The organism is Streptosporangium sp. NPDC006007, assembly GCF_040614315.1.
Classification (GTDB): domain Bacteria; phylum Actinomycetota; class Actinomycetes; order Streptosporangiales; family Streptosporangiaceae; genus Streptosporangium.
In genome coordinates this window covers 66,245-86,580 of sequence record NZ_JBEXUG010000023.1, presented here as the reverse complement: position 1 = coordinate 86,580, position 20,336 = coordinate 66,245, and the positions used below count along the sequence as shown (strand labels likewise).

Below are 20,336 nucleotides of genomic sequence, written 5' to 3'. Positions count from 1 at the left end.
GTTCGGGCATGTTCCAGGAAGGCGGGGCGAACTACGCCAACCGGAGGTGGCGGCTGTGTCAGACCGTCTGTTCCAGGATCGGCGGGATGCCGGTCGCGTCCTGGCGAGTCTTCTGAGGCGTTACCGGGGCATGCCGGATGTCGTCGTCGTGGGGCTGCCACGGGGCGGCGTGCCCGTGGCCTATGAGATCGCCATGGCCCTCGGTGTCCCGCTCGACGTCTTCCTCGTCCGCAAGCTGGGCCTCCCCGGCCGGGAGGAGCTGGCCATGGGGGCGATCGCCGGGGGCGGGGTCATCGTGCTCAACGAGGACGTCGTCCGGGCGCTGGGCGTCTCGCCGCAGACCGTCCAGCAGGTCGCCGAGCGCGAGGGCCGCGAACTTCTCAGACGGGAGCGGGTCTACCGGGAGGGGCGCCCGCCGCCCGACCTCATGGGCAGGACCGTCGTCGTGGTGGACGACGGGCTCGCGACGGGCGCGAGCATGCGTGCCGCCGTCGAGGCCCTCCGCCGCCGGCGTCCGGCCGAGATCGTCGTCGCGGTCCCCGCCGCGCCGGAGTCGACCTGCCGCGAGCTCGGCGTCCTGGCCGACGAGGTGATCTGCGCCACCACGCCCTCCCCCTTCGTGGCGGTCGGGATGTCCTACTGGGACTTCACCCAGACGACCGACGAGGAGGTGCAGGAGCTCCTCCGCGCCGCGTCGAGATCACGGCCGGTGGAGGCCGACCCGCAGGACCTCCCCGAGGTGACGGTCGTCCGCGCGCAGGCCCTGCCCACCGAGGAGGGGGTGCCCCGCGACGAGGATCTCTTCGATCTGGTGGGTGAGGCGCGTCTTGTCCTGATCGGGGAGTCCTCGCACGGCAGCCACGAGTTCTATCGGGCGCGTGCCCGCATGACACGGCGGCTCATCGAGGAACGCGGCTTCTGCGCGGTGGCGGTGGAGGCGGACTGGCCCGACGCCTACCGGGTGAGCCGCTACGTCCTCGGACGCGACGACGACGCCACCGCCGAGGAGGCGCTGCGCGGCTTCGAGCGTTTCCCGACCTGGATGTGGCGCAACGCGGAGGTGCTGGACTTCGTCGGGTGGCTGCGCGGGCACAACGACCGGGCCGGGGAGGAGGAGAGGGCGAAGGCCGGCTTCTACGGGCTGGACCTCTACAGCCTGTACCGGTCGATCCACGAGGTCGTCGCCATCCTCGAACGGGTCGATCCGGAGGCCGCGGCGCGCGCCAGGGAGCGTTACGCCTGCTTCGACCATCACGCCGGTGGCGACGGCCAGGCGTACGGCTTCGCCGCCGCGTTCGGGGCCGGTGAGTCGTGCCAGGGGCAGGTGGTCGAGCAGCTGGCCGACCTGCAGCGCCACGCGCTGGAGTACATCCGGCGGGACGGGACGCTCGTCGAGGAGGAGGTCTTCCACGCCGAGCGGAACGCGCGGACCGTCAAGGCGGCCGAGGAGTACTACCGCACGATGTTCAGCGGGAGGGTCTCCTCCTGGAACCTGCGCGACCGCCACATGGCCGACACCCTGGACGCGCTCGCCGATCACCTCACCCGCGGGTACGGCCGGCCCGCGAAGATCGTCGTATGGGCCCACAACTCCCACGTCGGTGACGCCCGGGCGACGGAGGCCGCGGCCCGCGGCGAGCTCACCATCGGTCAGCTGGTCCGCGAGCGGCATCCGGGGGACTCCCGCCTCATCGGCTTCACCACCTACACCGGCACCGTGACGGCGGCCGACGACTGGGGCGCCCCGGCCGAGCGCAAGCGGGTACGGCCCGCGCTCGCCGGATCGGTCGAGGAACTGCTCCACGAGACCGGCAAGAAGGAGTTCATGCTCCTGTTCGGCTCCGCCTCCCCGGCCGCGGAGGCGCTCCGCCCGCCGCGGCTGGAACGGGCGATCGGCGTCGTCTACCGCCCGCGGACCGAACGGCGGAGCCACTACTTCCACGCCCGGGTGGCCGACCGGTACGACGCGCTGATCCACATCGACGAGACGCGGGCGGTCGAGCCGCTGGAGCGGACGGCCGGCTGGGAGCGGGGAGAGGTTCCCGAGACCTACCCGGCCGGTGTCTGACCAGCCGGGGGCGAGCGGGTGTCCGGGTTCGAGGGGGAGGGTCCCGGAAGAAGGGGGAAGACATGTCGAAGGGGAGAACATGAACGCCGTCCGGATGAATCTGGAGCATCTGGAGATCCCCGTCGCGGGCGTCACGCTGGGGGCGGACGTGGTGGTGCCGCGGCCGGCGCACGGGGCGGTGCTGTTCGCGCACGGCAGCGGCAGCAGCCGGCACAGCCCGCGCAACCGCTATGTGGCGGGTGAGCTTCACCGGGCGGGTCTGGCCACGATCCTCACCGATCTGCTCACACCGGCGGAGGAGCAGGCCGACTTCCGGACGGGCGAGCTCCGTTTCGACATCGGCCTGCTCACCGTACGGCTGGCGGCACTCACCGGCTGGCTGGTGGCGCACGAGCCCACCGCCGGCCTGTACGTAGGGCTCTTCGGCGCGAGCACGGGGGCGGCCGCGGCGCTCGCCGCCGCCGCGACCAGGCCGGACGCGGTGAAGGCGGTCGTCTCCCGGGGCGGGCGGCCGGACCTCGCCGGTGACGCGCTCCGGTCGGTTCACCAGCCCACGCTGTTGATCGTCGGAGAGGCCGACCCCGCCGTCGTCAAACTCAACCGTGAGGCGGCGCGGGAGTTGCGCGGCGAGACACGTCTGGAGATCGTCCCGGGCGCCTCGCACCTCTTCGAGGAACCCGGCGCGCTGGAGCGGGTCGCCTATCTGGCCAGGGAGTGGTTCCTGCGCCATCTGTCGCGGGCTCCGGACGGCGGCCGGGAGGGCCCGTCGTGACGTCGGGCCGGGTGCGGAACGCGGGACTAAACGCGGGACTAGTGCCGCATCAGGCAACGTTCGCCTCGTTGTTACCTGTCGTCAGATCGCTGCGCCCGGCGACAGGTTGCCACCATGATGAACGGTGTGGCTGAACGCGTACGGGTCCGCGAGATCGACGATGACGAGGGGCGGCGGCTGCTGCGGATCATCCGCCGCGGCAGTGGATCGGTGGTGACCTGGCGGCGCGCGCAGATGGTGCTGCTGTCCGCCCAGCGCATGCCCGTGGCGAAGATCGCCGAGGTGACGTTCACCAGCCCGGACCGGGTCCGGGACGTGATCCACAACTTCAACGCCGACGGCTTCGACTCCCTGCAGCCCAAATACGGGGGCGGACGGCCCAGAACGTTCACCCTGCCCGAACGCCGCGAGATCAAGAAGATCGCCAAGTCCAAACCAGCTGAGCACGGCCTGCCGTTTTCGACCTGGAGCCTGGCCAAACTGGCCGACTTCCTGGTCGCCGAGGGGGTGGTCGACGACATCAGCCATGAGGGCTTGCGCATCCTGCTCCGCGAGGAAGGCGTCTCCTTTCAACGGGTGAAAACCTGGAAGACCTCCCACGATCCCGACTACGCGGCCAAGAAGGCCCGGGTTGAGCACCTGTACGCCATTGCCGACGGCGAAGTCGCCGCCGAACCCGGCGAACCCGAGGCCGTCTTCTGCGTGGACGAGTTCGGGCCGCTCAACCTTCAGCCGCACCCGGGCCGGCAGTGGGCCGAGCACGGCGGCAGGCACAAAGATCCCGGCCGTGAGCCCCGGCCGCGCCGCCGGGCGACCTACACCCGCCCGCACGGGATACGGCATCTGTTCGCCGCCTACGACCTGGGCAAGGACAAGCTGTATGGGCACATCAAACCCGTCAAGACGCGCACCCGGTTCATGGAGTTCTGCCGCTACCTGCGCAGCCTGTATCCGCCTGAGATCCGTATCGCGATCGTGTGCGACAACTACGCCCCGCATCTGAGCACGAAGAAGGACACCCGGGTCGGCGACTGGGCCCGGGTCAGCAACGTCGAGATCGCTTACACACCGACCAACAGTTCCTGGCTCAACCGGATCGAGGCTCAGTTCACCGCTTTGCGTTACTTCACTCTGGACGGCACCGACCATGCCGGCCACAGGGAGCAGGGCAGCATGATTCGCCGCTACATCATCTGGCGTAACCGCCATGCCAACGACCAGCGTCTACGCGCCATCGTAGACAGGGCAAACGTAGCCTGATGCGGCACTAGTTGTGGGCGGGTTCGCGGTCTTCTGAGGGTTCGTTGCCGCGTTCGGGGACGAAGCGGTAGCCGACGTTGCGCACGGTGCCGATCAGTGCCTCGTACTCGGCGCCGAGTTTGGCGCGCAGCCGCCGGACGTGGACGTCCACGGTCCGCGTGCCGCCGAAGTAGTCGTATCCCCACACCTCCTGCAGGAGCTGGGCGCGGGTGAAGACCCGCCCGGGGTGTTGCGCCAGATACTTCAGGAGCTCGAACTCCTTGAAGGTCAGGTCGAGCGCGCGGCCACGGAGCCGGGCGGTGTAGGTGGCCTCGTCGATCGTCAGGTCGCCGTTGCGGATCTCGTCCGGGGCCTCCCCGGCGGCGGACAGGTTCAGGCGGCCGGCGGTGATCCGCAGTCGTGCCTCGACCTCGGCGGGACCGGCGCTGTTCAGGAGGACGTCGTCGGCGCCCCAGTCGGCGGTCATCGCGGCCAGGCCGCCCTCGGTGACGATCACCAGCAGGGGGCAGGTGATGCCCGTGGTCCGCAGTAGCCGGCAGAGGCTCTTGGCATGGGCGAGTTCGCGGCGTGCGTCGATCAGGACGGCGTCGGCGGGTGGGGTGTTGATCAGCGCGGTGGCCTCGGCGGGGGCGACTCGGATCGAGTGCAGCAGCAGCCCCAGCGCCGGAAGCACCTCGGCCGAGGGCTCAAGGGCGTTGGTGAGCAGCAGTAGGTTGCTCACGATGCCTCCTTCCCCGTGTTATGTCGGCAGTAGCCGTACAAAACGGCTATAGCCACATAAAACACGTAAGGACCCGGGGGCTACGTCGCCCAGGTCCCGTAGTAAGTGAGGATAGCCCACGGGGATGAAGCGTCCAGTGAGGGTCCACCAGGTGAACGTCCCCCTCTCCGTGGATTCCCCGTGACGGGACGGTGGCCGTGCGTGTGTCGAAGGAGTTGGTCGTAGATGGCGAAGGGCACGATTCGCTACTGGGCGGCGGCGAAGGACGCCGCGGGCGTCGCCGAGGAGTCCTTCGAGGCGGAGACGCTGGCCGAGTTGATGGCCAACGTCACGCTGGGCCGCGACGAGCTGGCCCGCGTGGCCGGGAGGTCCTCCTTCCTGGTCGACGGCGACCCGGTGGGCAGGAGGGCGCACGGCGCCGTCGTCCTCGCGGAGGGGGCGACGGTCGAGGTGCTTCCCCCGTTCGCGGGTGGCTGATCGGCCGGTGATGGTGGATGATCGACGAGATGACAGCCAGGTGTAAAGGTGGTCAGGAAGGTGTGGGCGATCCTTGAAGAAGTGGACACCTGGGCCGACCTGATCGTTGGTGTGGCGTTTTGGAAACGATTGCCAGGGGATGGGCTGCGGTGACACTCTGGCCGGACCCGGAGAATGAACAGGGAGTCGGATGCGCAAGCTCGCCGCTTTTCTGGTTTTACTGCTCGTTCTCATCGCGATCCTGGACAGGGTGGCCGTCACCGGCGCGCAGCGGGAGATCGCCACGCGGGCGGCCGCGAAGTACGACCTCGACCCCGCGCCCGAGGTGACCATCCTCGGTATCCCGTTCCTGACCCAGGCGATCGGCGGGCGGTACGACGAGGTCAGGGTCGCCGCGGGCCCGATGAGCCTGGCCGGTGTCCACATGTCCAAGGTGGACTTCACCCTCTACGGGGTCACCGCCCCGCTGGAGGACCTGGTGCTCCGCGCCGACCGGGTGGACATGCGCGCGGAGCGGGTGGCGGGCACCGTGATCGTCCCGCTGGAGACGCTGAACCGGCGGGCCCCGCGCGGGATCAAGATCAGTGTCAACGGTGACGCCCTCGCCGTCACCGGCGAGATCAGCGTGCTGGGCCAGAAGGTGCCGGTGAAGGCCGACATGAAGATCGAGATGACCGGTGGCGAGGTGCGGTTCGTCCCCGGGAGGATCACGCTGGGCGGCGGCATCCCGGTGCCCCAGCCCGAGCGGTTCATCACCTACCGGATCCCGATCAAGAACCTGCCGTTCAACCTGAAGGTGACCGATGTGAAGGCCGTTCCGCAGGGAATCCGGATCGCCGGTGAGGCGGCGGACGTACCGCTCCGCGGCTGAGACCGGCTGAGCCGTTTGAGGCCGGCTGAGCCGTTTGAGGCCGGCTGAGCCGTTTGAGGCCGGCTGGGCGGCTTGAGACCGGCTGAGACCGGCTGAGACCGGCTGGGGGTCGGGACAGGCGAAAAAAGGTTGGGGACGGCTCCGTGGCGTACGCTCGGCAGGCCGCCCCGCAGCCGTCCCATGACCGCCCCGTCTCCACGGCCGCCCCGGACGGCCCCGTGGTCAGCCGCCTTCGAACCCGGACCCGACGCCGTGACAGAGCCAACGCCATGATCGAACCGACTCCGACCGTACCGACTCCGACTGGGCCGCACCGTGACTGAACCGATCCGTCCCGCCGTACGTCGTGGGGATGTGAGTCACGCCGGAACCGCCGATGAGCAGCTCGTCAGAGCCCTCTTCGACGAACACGGCGGGCCACTCTACGGCTACGTTCTGCGGCTGACGGGTGACCCGGGGAGAGCGGAGGACGTCGTGCAGGAGACGCTGCTGCGAGCCTGGCGGCATCCTGACGCCTTCAGCGGGCGTCCGATCCGCGCGTGGCTGTTCACGGTGGCCCGCAACCTCGTCGTCGATCAGCACCGGGCGCGCAAGTCGCGTCCTCCGGAGACGGGGGCCGAGGCGCTCGCCGTCGTGCCGGCCGACGACGAGCTGGAGCGGGCCGTCGAGTCCTGGGCGATCGCCGAGGCGCTGGCCACGCTGCGCCCTGAGCACCGCGAGGTACTCGCCGAGGTCTATTACCAGGGAAAGTCGGTCAAGGAAGCCTCCGAGGCGCTCGGTATCCCTGCCGGAACGGTGAAGTCGCGCACGTATTACGCGCTTCGGGCGCTCAAGCTGGCGCTGGAGGAGCGGGGGCTCGCGCCATGATGATGAACTGCGAAGAGGTACGGATGTCGCTCGGGGCGTACGCGCTCGGGGCGCTGGAGCCCGAGGAGCGCGTGTTCGTCGAGGCGCATCTCGCCGAATGCGACGGCTGCCGGGCGGAGTTCGAGGAGCTGACCGGGGTGGTCGCGTTCCTCGGCCGGGTGTCGGAGGAGGACGTGACGCAGGCGGCCAGCCCGCCCCAGGCGGTGCTCGACCGGCTGCTCAACGCCAAGGTCAGACGGCGCAGGATCACCCGGATGCTGCTGTCGCTGGCGGCCTCGGTCCTGGTGGTCGGACTGGGCGGGACCCTGTGGGCGGCCAACCGGCCCGCGCAGGACGGCGGCGCCACCATGGCGCAGTCCCAGGAGCCGGCCGCCGACAGGGCCGGCACCGCTCTCTCGGCGAAGGAGAGCGCGCCCTCGGCCGAGTCCGGCGACGCCCGGATCCTGGTGGGCACACCGGCCCCCGGCCGCAGGCTGGAGCGCCGGGGCGACGAGGGGCCCGTTCAGGCCACGGTGACCGCGACGGAGCGGGAGGGGACGATCACGGTCAGGATCGTGCTCTCCGGGGTCGCCAGGGGCACTCCCTGCCGGCTGGACGTGATCGGCGCCGACGGTGTCCGGCAGACGGCGGGAAACTGGGTCGTCGACAGGGCCGCCTACGACAAGTCGATCGCCTTCCCCGGGACCACCACGATCCCGCTCGGGAGCATCGCGAAGTTCGAGATCGTCACCGCCCAGGGCCGGATGCTGCTCAGCATCCCCGCGCGCTGAGCCGGTCCCGCCCCCGGGCGGGACCGGGGTGGGACCGGGGGCGGGGAATGGTCCGGCGAGGCCGTGTGTTGTCGTGCTCCGTGACCGGATTGACAGTGGTGCTCGTCACACTCGCCGCGGCCGCCCTGGTGGGTGTGCTGGTACGGCGGCGCGACGGCGTGCCCCGCGAGGCCGGAGGCGATGTGGAGAGGCTGACGTCCGGCGAGCTCGACGCCCCGCTCGGGGAGCGCGCCACGCTCGTGCAGTTCTCCAGCGCGTTCTGTCAGCCGTGCCGGGCGACCCGCCGGATCCTGTCGGAGGTGGCCGGGCTGGTGCCGGGGGTGGCGCACCTGGAGATCGACGCGGAGTCCCGGCTCGATCTCGTCCGATCTTTGAACATTCTGCGGACCCCGACCGTACTGATCCTTGACGCGTCGGGGCGTGTGGTGAAACGCGCCTCCGGGCAGCCCCGTAAGGCCGACGTCATCGGGGCCCTGGGCCTCGCCGTCGAAGAGTGAAACAGGGCACCCTACTGCTCGCCAAGCCTTTTGGTCTCACAAACTGGACAGGGATGTGACAGACGATGGAACGTCGGGGTAGTGTCATGGGCATGCACCCCACGACAGAGCTGCTGACGAAGCGGCGCGCGGTTGATTTCTGCCGCGTGGCCACCTCACTCTGTCGTACTTCCTAAGGGCGATCTCAAGCGGACTTCGAGCCGCACCGATCTGTGTACCCCCTTCAGGAGCATCGAACGATGCAAGCTGATCCCCGGGCTCTCCGCTTCTCCGCGGTCCTTACCGCCGTTGTTCTCGCGCTCGTCCTGTTGACCGGCAGCGCGTGGCTGCCGGCGGCTCAGGCGGCGGTGTTCGCACTGGGACTCTTCGGCGCCTCGCCGTACGGGATGATATTCGAAGAGATGGTGAAGAGCCCTCCCGCGGAGCGGCAGGACGCGACCCCGCCGCGTTTCGCGCAGGGGGTGGGCCTCCTCTTCGCTCTGATGGGTCTGGTCGGATACGCCATACAGATCACGCCGCTGGCCCTCGGCGCCGTCGCCGCGGCACTGTTCGCCGCTTTTCTCAACGCCGCGTTCCGTCTCTGTCTCGGCTGCGAGATGTTCCTGATCATTCGCCGTCTACTACCCGCCGCAAAGTAATCCCGGAGGATCCATGAGCCGTTCCGCCGTCCTGGTGGACGCTGACTGGGTCGAGGCCAACCTCGACACCGCTGGCATCGTTCTCGTCGAGGTCGACGAGGACACGAGTGCCTATGCCAAGGGCCACATCCGTGGCGCCGTAAGGATCGATTGGAAGACCGACCTTCAGGATCCGGTCCGCCGTGACTTCGTGGACCGCGAGGGCTTCCAGGCGCTGCTGTCCGCCCGGGGGATCGGCAACGAGGACACCGTGATCCTCTACGGTGGCAACAACAACTGGTTCGCCTCCTACGCCTACTGGTACTTCAAGCTCTACGGCCACGACAACGTCAAGCTGCTCGACGGTGGCCGCAAGAAGTGGGAGCTCGACTCCCGCGAGCTGGTGGAGGACGTCCCCAACCGTCCGGCCACCGACTATCGGGCCAAGGAGCAGGACCTGTCCATCCGCGCCTTCCGTGACGAGGTCGTCGCCGCGATCGGCAAGCTCAACCTGGTTGACGTGCGCTCGCCCGACGAGTTCACCGGCAAGCTGCTCGCCCCGGCGCACGTCCCGCAGGAGGCGGCGCAGCGCGCCGGCCACGTGCCGACCGCCCGTAACATTCCGTGGTCCAAGGCGGCCAACGACGACGGCACCTTCAAGTCCGACGAGGAGCTGAAGGCCCTCTACGAGGGTGAGGGCGTCGACTTCGCCAGGGACACCATCGCCTACTGCCGTATCGGCGAGCGCTCGGCCCACTCGTGGTTCGTCCTGCACGAGCTTCTCGACCAGGCCGGCGTCAAGAACTACGACGGCTCGTGGACAGAGTACGGCTCGCTCGTGGGCGTGCCGATCGAACTGGGAGAGGCCCGATAATGACTCAGGGATGCGCTGCTCCGGCACAGACGATCGCCCTTCCGGCCGGGATCGACCTTTCGACCCAGGCCGTCATCCAGGGGGTGGTCTCCGGCACGGGTACGGCTTACGCCCGCCTGCTGGACCACTCCGGCGAGTTCACCGGCGAGGTCGTGGTGTCCGACGAGGGCATCTTCCGCTTCTTCGCCGCTCCCGGTGATTGGACCGTTCGTATCATCGCGAGCGGCGGCGTCACCAAGGACATCCCAGCCCAGGCCCGCCTGGGCGAGGTCACTCAGCTCGCCGTGGCTGTCTGACCCGCGTCCGATCCACGTCCGGCCACCGTCCGAACCACCTCCGAATCACGTCCGGACCACCTCCGGGCCGCGCCTGGCCACCGTCTGATCCGTGTCCGATCCGCTCGGCGGACTCGACGGAGGCGGCACGGGCCCGGCGGAGACGGAACGGACGGAGTTCGGCGGACCCGGCGAAAACGGAACGGAACCGGCATCCCCACCGCGGGGATGCCGGTTCTTTCGCGTCCGGCCGCCTTCGGCGGTCCCCGTCAGAGGGGCCCGGACACGATCCCGCCCCCGGTGGGCCGGCCGGGGGAGGACACCTCGGACGTTTGACCGTGGCCGCCCCCGGTGGGGCGCTACCATGCGTCGAGTGTCCGGAACGTCTGCTCTGCCGTCACCGCCCGTCGCCCCCCGGACGCTCTCGGCGTACGGGCTTCCGGTGCACGCGCTCAGGATCTTCGGCGTCCGCGCCCTCTCCCTGGTGCTCTGGTTCTCCGCCGGCCGCGCGGTCCGCGCCGGTCTGATGTGGGCGGGCACCGAGGTCTCCCACGGCGATCACCGGCAGACGCGGCTCGTTCTCACCATGCTGATCCTCACGTTGATCGTGCTGAATCAGCTCGTGGTCACGGTCGGCATGCTGTACACGGTGCGCGGCGCGCTCCGGGAGATTCAGGTACGGCGAGCCGGGAACGAGGCGCAGGAGAGCCTGTTCGGCGCGCTCAACCGGGCCACGCCGGTCTTCGCCACCGTCTACCTGGCCTGGAGCCTCCACGTCGAGGACGCTCGCGAGTTCACCTCACTCGACATGGTGAGACGGGCCGACCAGGACCTGAAGGGCATCCTGGCCGGCGTTCAGGGAGAGGGCGGCGCCGCGCTCACCACGCTGGACGTGCGGCCGGCCGTGGCGATCGCCGTGGCGGCCTACCTGCTGAAGGTCCTGTTCGGCCGGTGGCGGACCGGCGGCAGGGGCCGCGGCGCGCTCGTCGTCCTCTTCGAGCTGACCTTCGCCCTCTACGGTGTCGGCGCGCTGTTCGCCTTCACCTCGGCACGGTCGGAGTGGATGTCGCAGCGGGTCGTCGTGAGCACGGTCGCCGGCTGGGTCGAGCGGGCCGAGCGGGTCGTTCCGTGGTGGAAGACGTTCCTGACCGGGGTCGGCGAGGTCTGGCCGTACGTGGTGGACGCGCTGATCGTCCCGTTCACCTGGCTCACCGTCGCCTCGCTCGTCTACGGCGCCTTCGCCGAGGACACGCGGGCGGTTGTGCGGGGGGCCGGACCGGGCGCCGTGGCCGGCCGGATGGGAGAGCGGCCCCACTCGCTCACCCGCTCCACCCTGTCCCGGGCCGCGGCCGGCCTCCGGGGGCGGTGGGCCCCGCCCGCGAACGCCCTCCGGCTCGCCACCCGCGGCGGCGCCGTGCTCCTCGGCGCGTTCTGCCTGTGCTACGTGGCGCTCCGGGTGGGGGCCGACTACGCGGATCGGGGCGTGCGGACGCTGGTCGGCGCGGAGGAGCCGTACCTCTGGCTGGTCATCAGCCCTCCCCTGGAGTTCGCCAGGGACCTGGTCGTGACGGTGCCGACGATCTGCCTGCTGGCGGCGGCGTTCGACATCGCGGCCACCCGAGGCCGCGAGGCCGGCGAGGCGCTCACCGCCTGAACAGCAGCACCTGATCCCCCGGCTCGACCTTCTCGGTGCCCACCCGATCGAACAGGTCCACCGCCGGTTCCTCCCGCGGCGGTATCCGGAACGTGCTCGGCCTGATCCGGACCTCGACCTGACCGGCGACCGCCCTGGGCACCAGGCTGGTCGCCTCGTAGTCGTATCCGATGCCGATCCTGTGGTCCTCGCCCTCCGGGGGGAGCCCGTCCTCGTCGATCTCCGCCCGCCAGGTGCGGCCGTCGGGGTGCTGGACCTCGATGCCGGGTTCGCCGCGCCGGATCACGCCTTCGGCGTTCAGGGACGTTCTGGTTACCGTGATCCTCAACCACCGCTGGTCGGGCTTGATCGGCGGTTTGCCCGGCAGGTTGTCCGCCTGCTCGACCCTGACCCGCCAGGACACGTTCATCAGCGTCCCGGTGCCTCCGGCGGCCACGGTGTGGATCCGGTGGTCGGGTACACCGCCGCGGTAGAGGCTGTATCCCTGCCAGGTGGGGATGCCGACGGCCAGCGCCACTGCGAGGATCGCGCCGCCGGCCCGCAGCGTCGTACGGCGGCGCGGCGGCGGTGCGGCGGGGACGGGGGCTCCGGGTGCGGAGACTCCGGCGTTGGAGACGGGGCCGGAAGCACGGGGCGGGCCGGGTGGAGGGGCCGCGGGGACGGCCGGGAACGGCTGGGTCGAGGCTCCTGGAGGCTCATCGGCCGGCCTCGGCGGCGGCCAGACCTGTTCGTCGGGGAACGTCCGCCGACGGCCGAGCATCCACTGGGCGTCGGCGGCGGGCCGGGGCTGTGGAGCCTCGGGGTGCCGCTCGGGAACGTCCTGGGTGCCGCCGGGAGCGTCCCGGGCGATCGGCTGCTCCTCGGTCGCCCGGCCGGCGCTCCGGCCTTCGGGGGTGCTTCGAGGGGCCGGCTGCTCTTCGGACGGGGGGGACCTGTGACCGGGGGCGGACGGGGGCGTCGGCCAGGAGCCGGCGGTGGACCAGAAAACCCCCCGGTAGGCGTCCTGTGAGGGGGAGGCCGGGGGCGGTCTGTCCGGTGCGGGGACCTGCTCCCGGCTCTCCTGGGCGGGAGGTCCGGCCGGGGAGGGGAGCCGGTCGTGGCGGCTCTCGTGCTCCGGGGCCGGCGTGCCGGTCACTTGTTGCTCGCCAACTGGTAGACGTCCTTCGCGTTCGAGATCAAGCGCTCTGCGGCGGCCCCGTCGAGCCCCAGGTCGATCTCCGCCTCGGGCAGGAGTGCCTCTTCGATGAATCCGTTCTGCGGGGCGAGCACGATCCGGGATCCCGCCAGGGCGGCGGCCGGGATCTCGAACACCACCACGCCCTCGGTCCACCAGCCCACCTGGATGTCGGGATCGGTGATGGTGAGGGAGCCGTCGATCTTGTCGGTGGCCGCGTACCGCCCGCCGGTCTCGGTCAGCAGCACCGGACGGCCGAGCTTCTGCGGTCTGCGCCTGGCCGTGGCCTCCACGTCGGCGACCAGGAAGATCCCCGAGGTGCCGGCCGACTCCACCCTACCGGTCATATCCGTTGTCTCGACGGCTCTGGTGACATGTATGGTCTTCACCCGTGCGGAGAATCGGGACGCGGAGATCTCGTCCCCCACGCCTCCGGTCCACGTCAGGTGGGCCGTACGCTCCTCGGGGGTCAGGCCGGCGGACCGCAGGCCCACCGCGGCGGCGGCCAGTGCCAGGCCCACTGCCAGCAGGCCCGCCCGGCGTGCCGGGCTCGGCGTCCCCGAGGCGGGACGGTGGCGGCGCACGGCCGTTCCGGACCCCGCCGGGGGCGTTCCGCGTTCCGCCGGGGACATCCCGGACTCCGCCGGGGGCGTCCCGGGTTCCGCGGTGGCCGTTCCGTCTTCCGCCGGGGACACACCGTCCATCACACCCTTCCCGCCGTCCGGACCGGAAGGGTGACCCGTGCGACGACCTTGGGCGGGGCGTCGGCCTCCTCGCCGTCCCTGACCAGGGACCACTCGCGTTCGAGGTGTGTGAACGACCCCTCGCGCCGCTCGAACGCCCCGACGTCGAGCCTGACCCGCGGCGGCACGCTCCCGCTGTCCGGCAGTTCGTACCTGAGCACGACGGTCGCGGGCAGGTCCGGATGCAACTGCCTGCTCGGCGCGGTCTCGCCGCCCCCGCCGCCGCTCCCGAGACTCCCGTCGTCCCCGCCGGTCTCGCCGTTCCCGGCGGCCGTGCCGGGGATGGAGACGACCGGGCCCGCGCCGCCCTCGACGGCCGGGGTCATTCGCAGCAGGGACTCCGCGTAGAAGAGGCCGGGCGTCCCCCCGTCGCCGGGGGCTCCCACCTCGACGGTCGCGTCGCCTCTGTTGGTGACCTGGAGTTCGACCTCCAGGAAGCGCCTGCCCATCCCTCCGAACGGATTCGGCCAGACGACGGCGCGGGACTCCACGAACCTGGTGGTGAACCCGCCCTGGTCCAGGCTCGCGCCGGGGCCGAGCCGCCTGGGCGGTTCCTCGGGTGCCCGGCGGAGTCCACCGAGGGCTACGGTGACCCCCAGACCGGTGGCCACGGTCAGTGCGATCGCCGGAACCGCGACCGGGCGCCGTCGCCTACGTGCGCCACCAAGGGGAGACGTCATGGCAATGGATGGTAATCGCTGGGCTCCGTCCCACCCGACTCATTCGTCCCTGAAGTAGCGGTGAACATGGGGAAAATACAGCAGATTGGCGGGAACGCTGCCCGAATCGGAGGTCCAACTCTTACGCTGTCTCCGAGGCGGCGAGAGCCCTATGGCGGAGGTTCCGTGGCGGACGTGCATCCCGAGCATGCGCAGCTCCAGGCGGACCGGATCTACCTGGGCTGGCAGTATGCCCTGCTGCACCCTGATCCGGGTCCGGCACCCAGACGCCCCTCTCCCGTCGACGAGGCCGTCGAGCAGGCCGATCCCGAGTGGATGCGCAGGGAGCGGCTCAACGAGGACCTGCTGAACCGGCCGGTGAAGATCTTCCGGACGCTCATGGCCGGGCTCGCCGCACTGATCCTTCTCCTCGGCCTCACCGAGCTGCTGAGCTGGTCGTTCGCCATCCTGGGGCTGATCGCCTCCGGAGGCGTGACGGTGTTCTGCAGCTACGCGATCCACCAGGGAGACCGGGCGGTCCGCCACCGTATCCGGGAGCACCAGGCGGTCGGGGACCGGCGGCGCGAGGAACGCGACAGGGAGCTCTTCCACGCCCAGGAGGAGCACGCCGCCCGCTACCGGGAGTGGGCCGAGAAAAAGGAACGCTACGACCGGCAGCTCACCTGGTACGCCGTGACCGTGCCGGATGAGATCGACCGGATCGACGTGGCCGGGGGCACCCTGCCCGGCTGGTCGGCGTTGATCACCCTGCTCGGCGCCACCCGCCTCTACAGCGGCGGTCACCTGACCGTGCTCGACCTGTCCGAGGGCGCGATCGCCAAGGACCTCGTCGAGCTGGCGCGCCGGGGCGGCGACGATCCGCTGGTCTGGGTGCTGCCGGTGGACCTCCCCAGGCTCGACCTGGGCGCGGCGCTCTCCCCCGAGGCCTTCGCCGACGTGCTCGCCCACGTGGTGAGCGTCAGCGAGGAGCACCGTACGACCAGGGACCTGTCGTTCGACAACGCGATCCTGGAGCGGGTCCTGGGGGTCCTCGGCGCGAGCGCCACGATCAACCAGGTCACCGCGGCTCTCCGGGCGCTGGCCCAGGTCGGTGATCCGCGCGACGACCTCGGGCGCGGCCTGATCACCGCGAGTCAGCTGGAGCGGATCGGCACGCTGTTCGGGCGGGGGGTCAGCGACCGGGTGGTGATCGAGCGCGCCTGGGCGCTGGAGTCGCAGCTGCGCAAGCTGGAGACCCTCGGTTCCGAGGCCGTACGGCTGCCGCCCGCGCGCCTGCGGGTGGTCTCCATGGACCGGCAGGCCGGCGTGTTCGGCAACCGCGTCCTCGGGACCTACGTGACCACCGCGCTCACCCACATCCTGCGCCAGTCGCCGGCCTCGGAGCGGCCCTGGTACCACACGATCATCGTCGCGGGCGCGGACAAGCTCCGCGGCGACGTGCTCGACCGGCTGATGGACGCCTGCGAGACCTCCAGGACCGGCCTGGTGCTCACCTACCGGTCGCTCACCCCGACCGTGCGGGAACGGCTCGGCCGGGGGCACGCGGCGGTCACGTTCATGCGGCTGGGCAACGCGGAGGACGCCCGGATCGCCAGTGAGCACGTCGGCACCGAGCACCGCCTGGAGCTCGCCCAGCTCACCGAGACGATCAGCGCCGCCGGGGCCGGGCTCGACGGCGGCTACGTCTCCACCGTCGGCCAGGCCGATGACGGAGAGGACGCCCGGGACGTCAACCACGCGGATCTGAGGGAGGACATCAGCTTCTCCACCGAGTGGGGGCGCCGCGCGACCGAGGCCATGGGCGAGACCGAACGTGTTCTGCACCGTTCGAGGGAGTTCCTGGTCGAGCCGCACCAGCTCCAGCAGCTCCCCACCACCTCGGTGATCGTCACCGACGCCACCGCCCAGGGCCGCAGGGTCCGTCTCGCCGACGCGAACCCGGCCATCCTGACCTTTCCCAAGACGACGCTGGGGGAGTTCGACGAGATCAAGGAGGCCGTGCTGGAACGGGCGGAGAAGGAGGAGGAGAAGAGCCGCGAACCCAGCCTTTTCGAGAACGCGCCGCCCAACCTCGGCCCGCCGCCCGCCAGGCTCGACTGGCGCAGACGCCAATGAAACGCCAATGAAACGTCCGTTTGTGGTAATGGCCTGGTCAATGCGGAGGTGCGATCCCCGAGGAAGGTTCGACCTTGGTTGCCGGGGTACCCCGCCCCCGGACCCCCGCCGGCCGGTACGGCGGGGCGATCCGTGACAACCCCTCAGCCTTGAGCCGGGCCCCCCGGGTGGAGAGCAAATGCAGCCAAGCGTGTCCCGTCCTCCCAATCCCCTGGCCGGTCCCTGGTACCGGATTCAGTCGATCACCGCCCCCTCGCGCAGCTCGTCGGCGGAGTGGGACTTCGTCACGGTCCTGCCCGCCGTGCTCTCCGCCGCCCAGCGGAACCGGCCCTTCGTGGTCGGCTGGCTCTCCCGGGGCTCCGGCGCCCCGCTGGAGCTCGTCACCAACGCCGGGCCGCTGACCCCGCCGCGCCCGCCGCGCCGGGCGGCGGCCGAGGCCGAACCGATCCCCGCCGGCCCCGAGCCGCTGCTCTTTCCCAGCGGTGCCCGGGGCGTACGGATCGGTGACGAGTGGCTCCGCGACCTGTCCGACCTGGCCTGGGCCGTCTGCCCCGGCCGCCAGGCCCCGCCGCTCGGCGGGCGGCGCGAGCCGGACGCCGACGAGACCAAGCGGCCCACGCTGTTCGAGTCCACCCTGGTCACGCTCATGTCGCGGCCCTTCGCCTGGCTGGTGGTGGCCGAGCGGACGGACCTGCTGGACGCGGAGGTGGCGCACCTGCGCACCCAGCTCAACGTGCTGAGGCAGTACGGCGACGCCTCCGAGCGCTCCCGCTACGACGCCGAGCGGGCCGAGCGGCGGATGCAGGAGCTGGACGCCTTCCGGGAGGCCGGGCTCTGGAGCGTGCGGGTGCTGGCCGGTGCCGCGGGGCCCGAGGAACTGCGGCAGATCGCCCCGGTGCTGGTCGGCTCGGCCGAGATGAGCCACCACCCCTACCGGCTGCGCAGCGCGCTGTCAGGCCCGGTGTACGGCTTCACCGAGGCGCTCTCGGTGACCTTGCAGGACCCGGCGGACGGCACCGCCGCGCCGTTCGCCGCCACCGCGGGCGCGCTGGCCGCGCTGGCCGGTCTGCCCCGCAGGGAGGTGCCGGGGGTCCGGGTGCTCGACGCGGGCTTCTTCGACGTGACCAGTGAGACGGACGTCTCCTCCGGCACGCTCACCGTCGACCTCGGCTCGATCCTGGACGGGCAGGACAGGGCGGTCGGCTCGTTCAGGGTCCCGCTCGCCACTTTGAACCGGCACGCCTTCATCACCGGGGCCACCGGTTCCGGCAAGTCCCAGACCGTCAGGCACCTGCTGGAGCAGCTCACCCGCGCCGGCATTCCGTGGCTGGCCATCGAGCCCGCCAAGTCCGAATACGCCGCGATGGGCGGCCGGGTCGAGCACCTCGCCCCGGTCACAGTGATCAATCCGTCGGCCCCGGACAGCGTGCCGTTCAGCGTCAACCCGCTCGCCCCGGAGCCCGGCTATCCGGTCCAGGCCCACATCGACATGGTGCGGGCGCTGTTCATGGCGGCCTTCGACGCCGAGGAGCCGTTCCCGCAGATCATGTCGCTCGCGCTGCAACGGGTCTACGAGACCAACGGCTGGGACGTGGTCACCGGCTGGGCCGCGCCGGGCGCGGCGGTGCGGCCCGCCGTACCGACGCTTGAGCAGCTGCAGCAGCACGCGATGGACGTGATCAAGGAGATCGGCTACGGCAGGGAGGTCCAGGCCGACGTCGAGGGCTTCATCTCGCTCCGGCTGAGGTCGCTGCGGGTGGGGTCGGCGGGCCGGTTCTTCGAGGGCGGCCACCCCGCGGACATCGGCGACCTGCTCCAGCGGAACGTGGTGCTGGCCATCGAGGACGTGGCCAACGACGAGGACAAGGCGTTCCTGATGGGCACGCTGATCATCCGGATCGTGGAGCACCTGCGGATGCGGGCCAGGAAGGAGCGGAGCAGCGGGCTCCGGCACGTCATCGTGATCGAGGAGGCGCACCGGCTGCTCCGCGACCGGGGCGCCGGACGGGCCAGTACGCACGCGGTCGAACTCCTCGCCGGCATGCTCGCCGAGATCCGCGCGTACGGCGAGGGCATCGTGGTGGCCGAGCAGATCCCCACCAAGCTCGTCTCCGACGTGGTGAAGAACACCGCGCTGAAGGTCGTGCACCGGCTCCCGGCCGAGGACGACCGCCAGCTGGTCGGGGCCGCGATGAACCTCAGCGAGGAGCAGTCCCGGCAGGTCGTCTCGCTCCAGCCGGGGGTCGCCGCGGTCTTCGCCGACGGGATGGATCGGCCGCTGCGGGTACAGGTGCCGCTGGGCGAGCACCGCGAGCGCCTGCTCCCCGGCCACATGCCGCCGATCTGCGGTCGTCGCTCGGTGGCCTGCGGTCAGGAGTGCCGGACCGGCAGGGCGTGCACGCTCGTCGAGCTCCGCGAGGCCGACCTGCTCGCCGACGCGCCCGAGTGGGCCTGGCTGCGGATCTGGACCGACACCGTGGTGCTGGCGTTCTGCACCAACCGGCCGGTGCCCGGCGTGCCGAGGGCGCTGGCCGACCTCTGGGCCGAGCTGCCGCTGCGGCGGCGCGAGTGCCTGCTGGCCACGGCGGTGGAGCGCGGCGTCGGCCGCCGGGCGTGGTCGCTGCGGACCGTCGGCGACCCGGCGAAACTGACCGAGCAGGTCGCCGCGGCCGCCACCCGGCTGCTGAGCCCCGACAGGGAGTCCGGCGAACGGCCCGGCCCCTTCTGGGTCATCCCGCAGGTCCGCTGGCTGCACGAGGTGGACCGGCTCTTCCCCCACGGCCATCCCGCGCCCAGCCCGCGAGACTCCGCGCCGGTCATGGAGTACAACCTGTTCAACCGTCCCGCAAACGGCACCGAGCTGCTCGGCCACCGGGCCAAGGCGCTCCGCCACCACCCGCTCTCCATGGAGGTGGACCGTAACCGGGCGCTGGCCTGGCGGGCCATTCTCGGCGACGACGAGCACGAGGGGGTGGAGCGGGACATCGTCACGGTCACGATCGGCGTGGACCCGGCCGACCGGCTGCGGCATGTGGCGCAGACGATGGGGGCGGTGTGGATGGAGAGCGTGCTGGCGTGGCCGCACCGGTTCGTGCTGCCGTTCGACGCCGCGTCGCCGGAGACCGCGGAACTGGCTTTCACCGTTTGACGTCCTCCCCTCCCTGAAGGGAGGGGATTCCTGGCTCAGACAGCCTCCTGGAGCGGCGCTCCAGGAGGTCTTACGCCCTCGACACCAGCCGGGTTGAGACCAGCCCGGACGAGCATCACCCGCGCGGAGTTCTTGTCCCTGGGGGAGGCGGCTCCGCACGTGGTGCAGGTGTAGGTGCGTTCCGACAGCGGCAGCGCGCGCTTGGTTCTCGCCCCGCACCTTCCGCAGTCCATGGTGGTGTGCGCGGGATGCACCAAATGGACGGTGCGCCCGTGTTTGCGCGCCATCTCGATCAGCGCGTTCTTGGTGGCGCCGATCGCCGCGTCGGCGGCCTTGCGGGCCATGGTGGAGCGGGCCAGGAACGTCGGCTTGAAGTCCTCCACCGCGATCTGATCGAAGTCCGCCGTCACACGTTTCGCCCATTTGCGGGCGGTGTCCCGCCGCTGCCGGGCGATCTTCTTGTGGACCTTCGCCGCCTGACGCTTAGCCTTCCCGTACCCCTTCGAGGCGGCCTGCCCACGCCTCGGTCTCCGCCGGGCCATCATCTTCTGGTACCGGGCGAGCCGGTCGGCCGCCTTCTTCCCATGCTCGGGGTGGGGCAGGTCATGGTCGTCGCCGGTGGTGGTCGCGGTCTCCTTCACCCCCCAGTCGATCCCGATCGCCCGGCCGGTGGCGGGCAGCGCCTCGGTCCGGGCGGGCACGAGTCGGGTAGCCGGGACACGTCGCCGTGTCCCGGCCCCCTCAGAACCGTGC

General features: G+C 71.0%; 20 protein-coding genes. 15 read left to right on the top strand and 5 right to left on the bottom strand.

Annotated elements, in window-relative coordinates; translation table 11 throughout:
• The first annotated feature begins 55 nt into the window (after positions 1 to 55).
• The 3 genes from ABZ194_RS19185 to ABZ194_RS19175 all read left to right on the top strand — a co-directional run bounded on the left by ABZ194_RS19185 (position 56) and on the right by ABZ194_RS19175 (position 4,100).
• Entirely contained in the window at positions 56 to 2,068 is a 2,013-nt protein-coding gene (locus tag ABZ194_RS19185) for an erythromycin esterase family protein (RefSeq protein WP_355597976.1), read from the top strand.
• A 79-nt stretch (positions 2,069 to 2,147) separates the two neighbouring features.
• Positions 2,148 to 2,840: a dienelactone hydrolase family protein gene (locus tag ABZ194_RS19180; RefSeq protein ID WP_355597974.1), complete on the top strand. Its 693-nt coding sequence runs from the start codon at positions 2,148 to 2,150 to the stop codon at positions 2,838 to 2,840.
• Positions 2,841 to 2,966: 126 nt separating this feature from the next.
• A complete protein-coding gene (locus tag ABZ194_RS19175) occupies positions 2,967 to 4,100 on the top strand; it encodes an IS630 family transposase (RefSeq protein ID WP_355597972.1) in 1,134 nt (377 codons plus the stop codon).
• A gap of 7 nt (positions 4,101 to 4,107) precedes the next feature.
• Here ABZ194_RS19175 and ABZ194_RS19170 read toward each other — a convergent pair whose 3' ends face one another.
• Complete coding sequence (locus ABZ194_RS19170; RefSeq protein WP_355597970.1) at positions 4,108 to 4,821, bottom strand: response regulator transcription factor; 714 nt, start codon at positions 4,819 to 4,821, stop codon at positions 4,108 to 4,110.
• A 225-nt stretch (positions 4,822 to 5,046) separates the two neighbouring features.
• On the opposite strand from ABZ194_RS19170, the gene ABZ194_RS19165 reads away from it, so the two are divergent.
• From ABZ194_RS19165 to ABZ194_RS19120, 10 genes are all read left to right on the top strand, one after another.
• Complete coding sequence (locus tag ABZ194_RS19165; protein ID WP_355597968.1) at positions 5,047 to 5,298, top strand: MoaD/ThiS family protein; 252 nt, start codon at positions 5,047 to 5,049, stop codon at positions 5,296 to 5,298.
• A 190-nt stretch (positions 5,299 to 5,488) separates the two neighbouring features.
• Positions 5,489 to 6,169, top strand: coding sequence for a DUF2993 domain-containing protein (locus tag ABZ194_RS19160; protein WP_355597966.1), 681 nt, complete (start codon positions 5,489 to 5,491; stop codon positions 6,167 to 6,169).
• A gap of 354 nt (positions 6,170 to 6,523) precedes the next feature.
• The gene (locus tag ABZ194_RS19155; protein ID WP_355597964.1) at positions 6,524 to 7,036 is read left to right on the top strand and encodes a sigma-70 family RNA polymerase sigma factor; all 513 of its coding nucleotides are present in this window, start codon (positions 6,524 to 6,526) and stop codon (positions 7,034 to 7,036) included.
• Positions 7,033 to 7,806 (top strand): zf-HC2 domain-containing protein, encoded by a 774-nt coding sequence (locus tag ABZ194_RS19150; RefSeq protein ID WP_355597962.1) that lies wholly within the window; start codon positions 7,033 to 7,035, stop codon positions 7,804 to 7,806. The genes ABZ194_RS19155 and ABZ194_RS19150 overlap by 4 nt, the downstream gene beginning before the upstream one ends.
• Before the next feature lie 182 nt (positions 7,807 to 7,988).
• The gene (locus ABZ194_RS19145; protein ID WP_355597996.1) at positions 7,989 to 8,303 is read left to right on the top strand and encodes a thioredoxin family protein; all 315 of its coding nucleotides are present in this window, start codon (positions 7,989 to 7,991) and stop codon (positions 8,301 to 8,303) included.
• 65 nt (positions 8,304 to 8,368) lie between these two features.
• Positions 8,369 to 8,479 carry a putative leader peptide gene (locus ABZ194_RS19140; RefSeq protein ID WP_355597960.1) on the top strand — a complete coding sequence of 37 codons (111 nt, stop codon included), beginning with the start codon at positions 8,369 to 8,371 and terminating at the stop codon, positions 8,477 to 8,479.
• A 63-nt stretch (positions 8,480 to 8,542) separates the two neighbouring features.
• Positions 8,543 to 8,941 carry a DUF4395 domain-containing protein gene (locus ABZ194_RS19135; protein ID WP_355597958.1) on the top strand — a complete coding sequence of 133 codons (399 nt, stop codon included), beginning with the start codon at positions 8,543 to 8,545 and terminating at the stop codon, positions 8,939 to 8,941.
• Between the two features lie 13 nt (positions 8,942 to 8,954).
• The gene (locus tag ABZ194_RS19130; protein ID WP_355597956.1) at positions 8,955 to 9,794 is read left to right on the top strand and encodes a sulfurtransferase; all 840 of its coding nucleotides are present in this window, start codon (positions 8,955 to 8,957) and stop codon (positions 9,792 to 9,794) included.
• Entirely contained in the window at positions 9,794 to 10,090 is a 297-nt protein-coding gene (locus tag ABZ194_RS19125) for a DUF1416 domain-containing protein (RefSeq protein ID WP_355597954.1), read from the top strand. The genes ABZ194_RS19130 and ABZ194_RS19125 overlap by 1 nt, the downstream gene beginning before the upstream one ends.
• Before the next feature lie 352 nt (positions 10,091 to 10,442).
• Entirely contained in the window at positions 10,443 to 11,723 is a 1,281-nt protein-coding gene (locus ABZ194_RS19120) for a hypothetical protein (RefSeq protein WP_355597952.1), read from the top strand.
• On the opposite strand, the gene ABZ194_RS19115 is transcribed toward ABZ194_RS19120, so the two are convergent.
• The 3 genes from ABZ194_RS19115 to ABZ194_RS19105 form a co-directional block, all read right to left on the bottom strand.
• The gene (locus ABZ194_RS19115) at positions 11,713 to 12,858 is read right to left on the bottom strand and encodes a hypothetical protein (protein WP_355597950.1); all 1,146 of its coding nucleotides are present in this window, start codon (positions 12,856 to 12,858) and stop codon (positions 11,713 to 11,715) included. The two genes, ABZ194_RS19120 and ABZ194_RS19115, sit on opposite strands and share 11 nt — an antisense overlap.
• The gene (locus tag ABZ194_RS19110; protein WP_355597948.1) at positions 12,855 to 13,481 is read right to left on the bottom strand and encodes a hypothetical protein; all 627 of its coding nucleotides are present in this window, start codon (positions 13,479 to 13,481) and stop codon (positions 12,855 to 12,857) included. Before ABZ194_RS19110 ends, ABZ194_RS19115 begins: the two co-directional genes overlap by 4 nt.
• Before the next feature lie 119 nt (positions 13,482 to 13,600).
• A complete protein-coding gene (locus tag ABZ194_RS19105) occupies positions 13,601 to 14,320 on the bottom strand; it encodes a hypothetical protein (protein WP_355597946.1) in 720 nt (239 codons plus the stop codon).
• 165 nt (positions 14,321 to 14,485) lie between these two features.
• Here ABZ194_RS19105 and ABZ194_RS19100 point away from each other — a divergent pair, with 165 nt between their 5' ends.
• Both ABZ194_RS19100 and ABZ194_RS19095 read left to right on the top strand, forming a co-directional pair.
• Positions 14,486 to 16,435 (top strand): hypothetical protein, encoded by a 1,950-nt coding sequence (locus ABZ194_RS19100; protein WP_355597944.1) that lies wholly within the window; start codon positions 14,486 to 14,488, stop codon positions 16,433 to 16,435.
• A gap of 178 nt (positions 16,436 to 16,613) precedes the next feature.
• Positions 16,614 to 19,583 carry an ATP-binding protein gene (locus tag ABZ194_RS19095; RefSeq protein WP_355597942.1) on the top strand — a complete coding sequence of 990 codons (2,970 nt, stop codon included), beginning with the start codon at positions 16,614 to 16,616 and terminating at the stop codon, positions 19,581 to 19,583.
• Between the two features lie 35 nt (positions 19,584 to 19,618).
• Here ABZ194_RS19095 and ABZ194_RS19090 read toward each other — a convergent pair whose 3' ends face one another.
• On the bottom strand, positions 19,619 to 20,284 hold the full coding sequence (locus ABZ194_RS19090; protein ID WP_355597940.1) for a transposase: 666 nt from the start codon (positions 20,282 to 20,284) through the stop codon (positions 19,619 to 19,621).
• Positions 20,285 to 20,336: the final 52 nt, after the last annotated feature.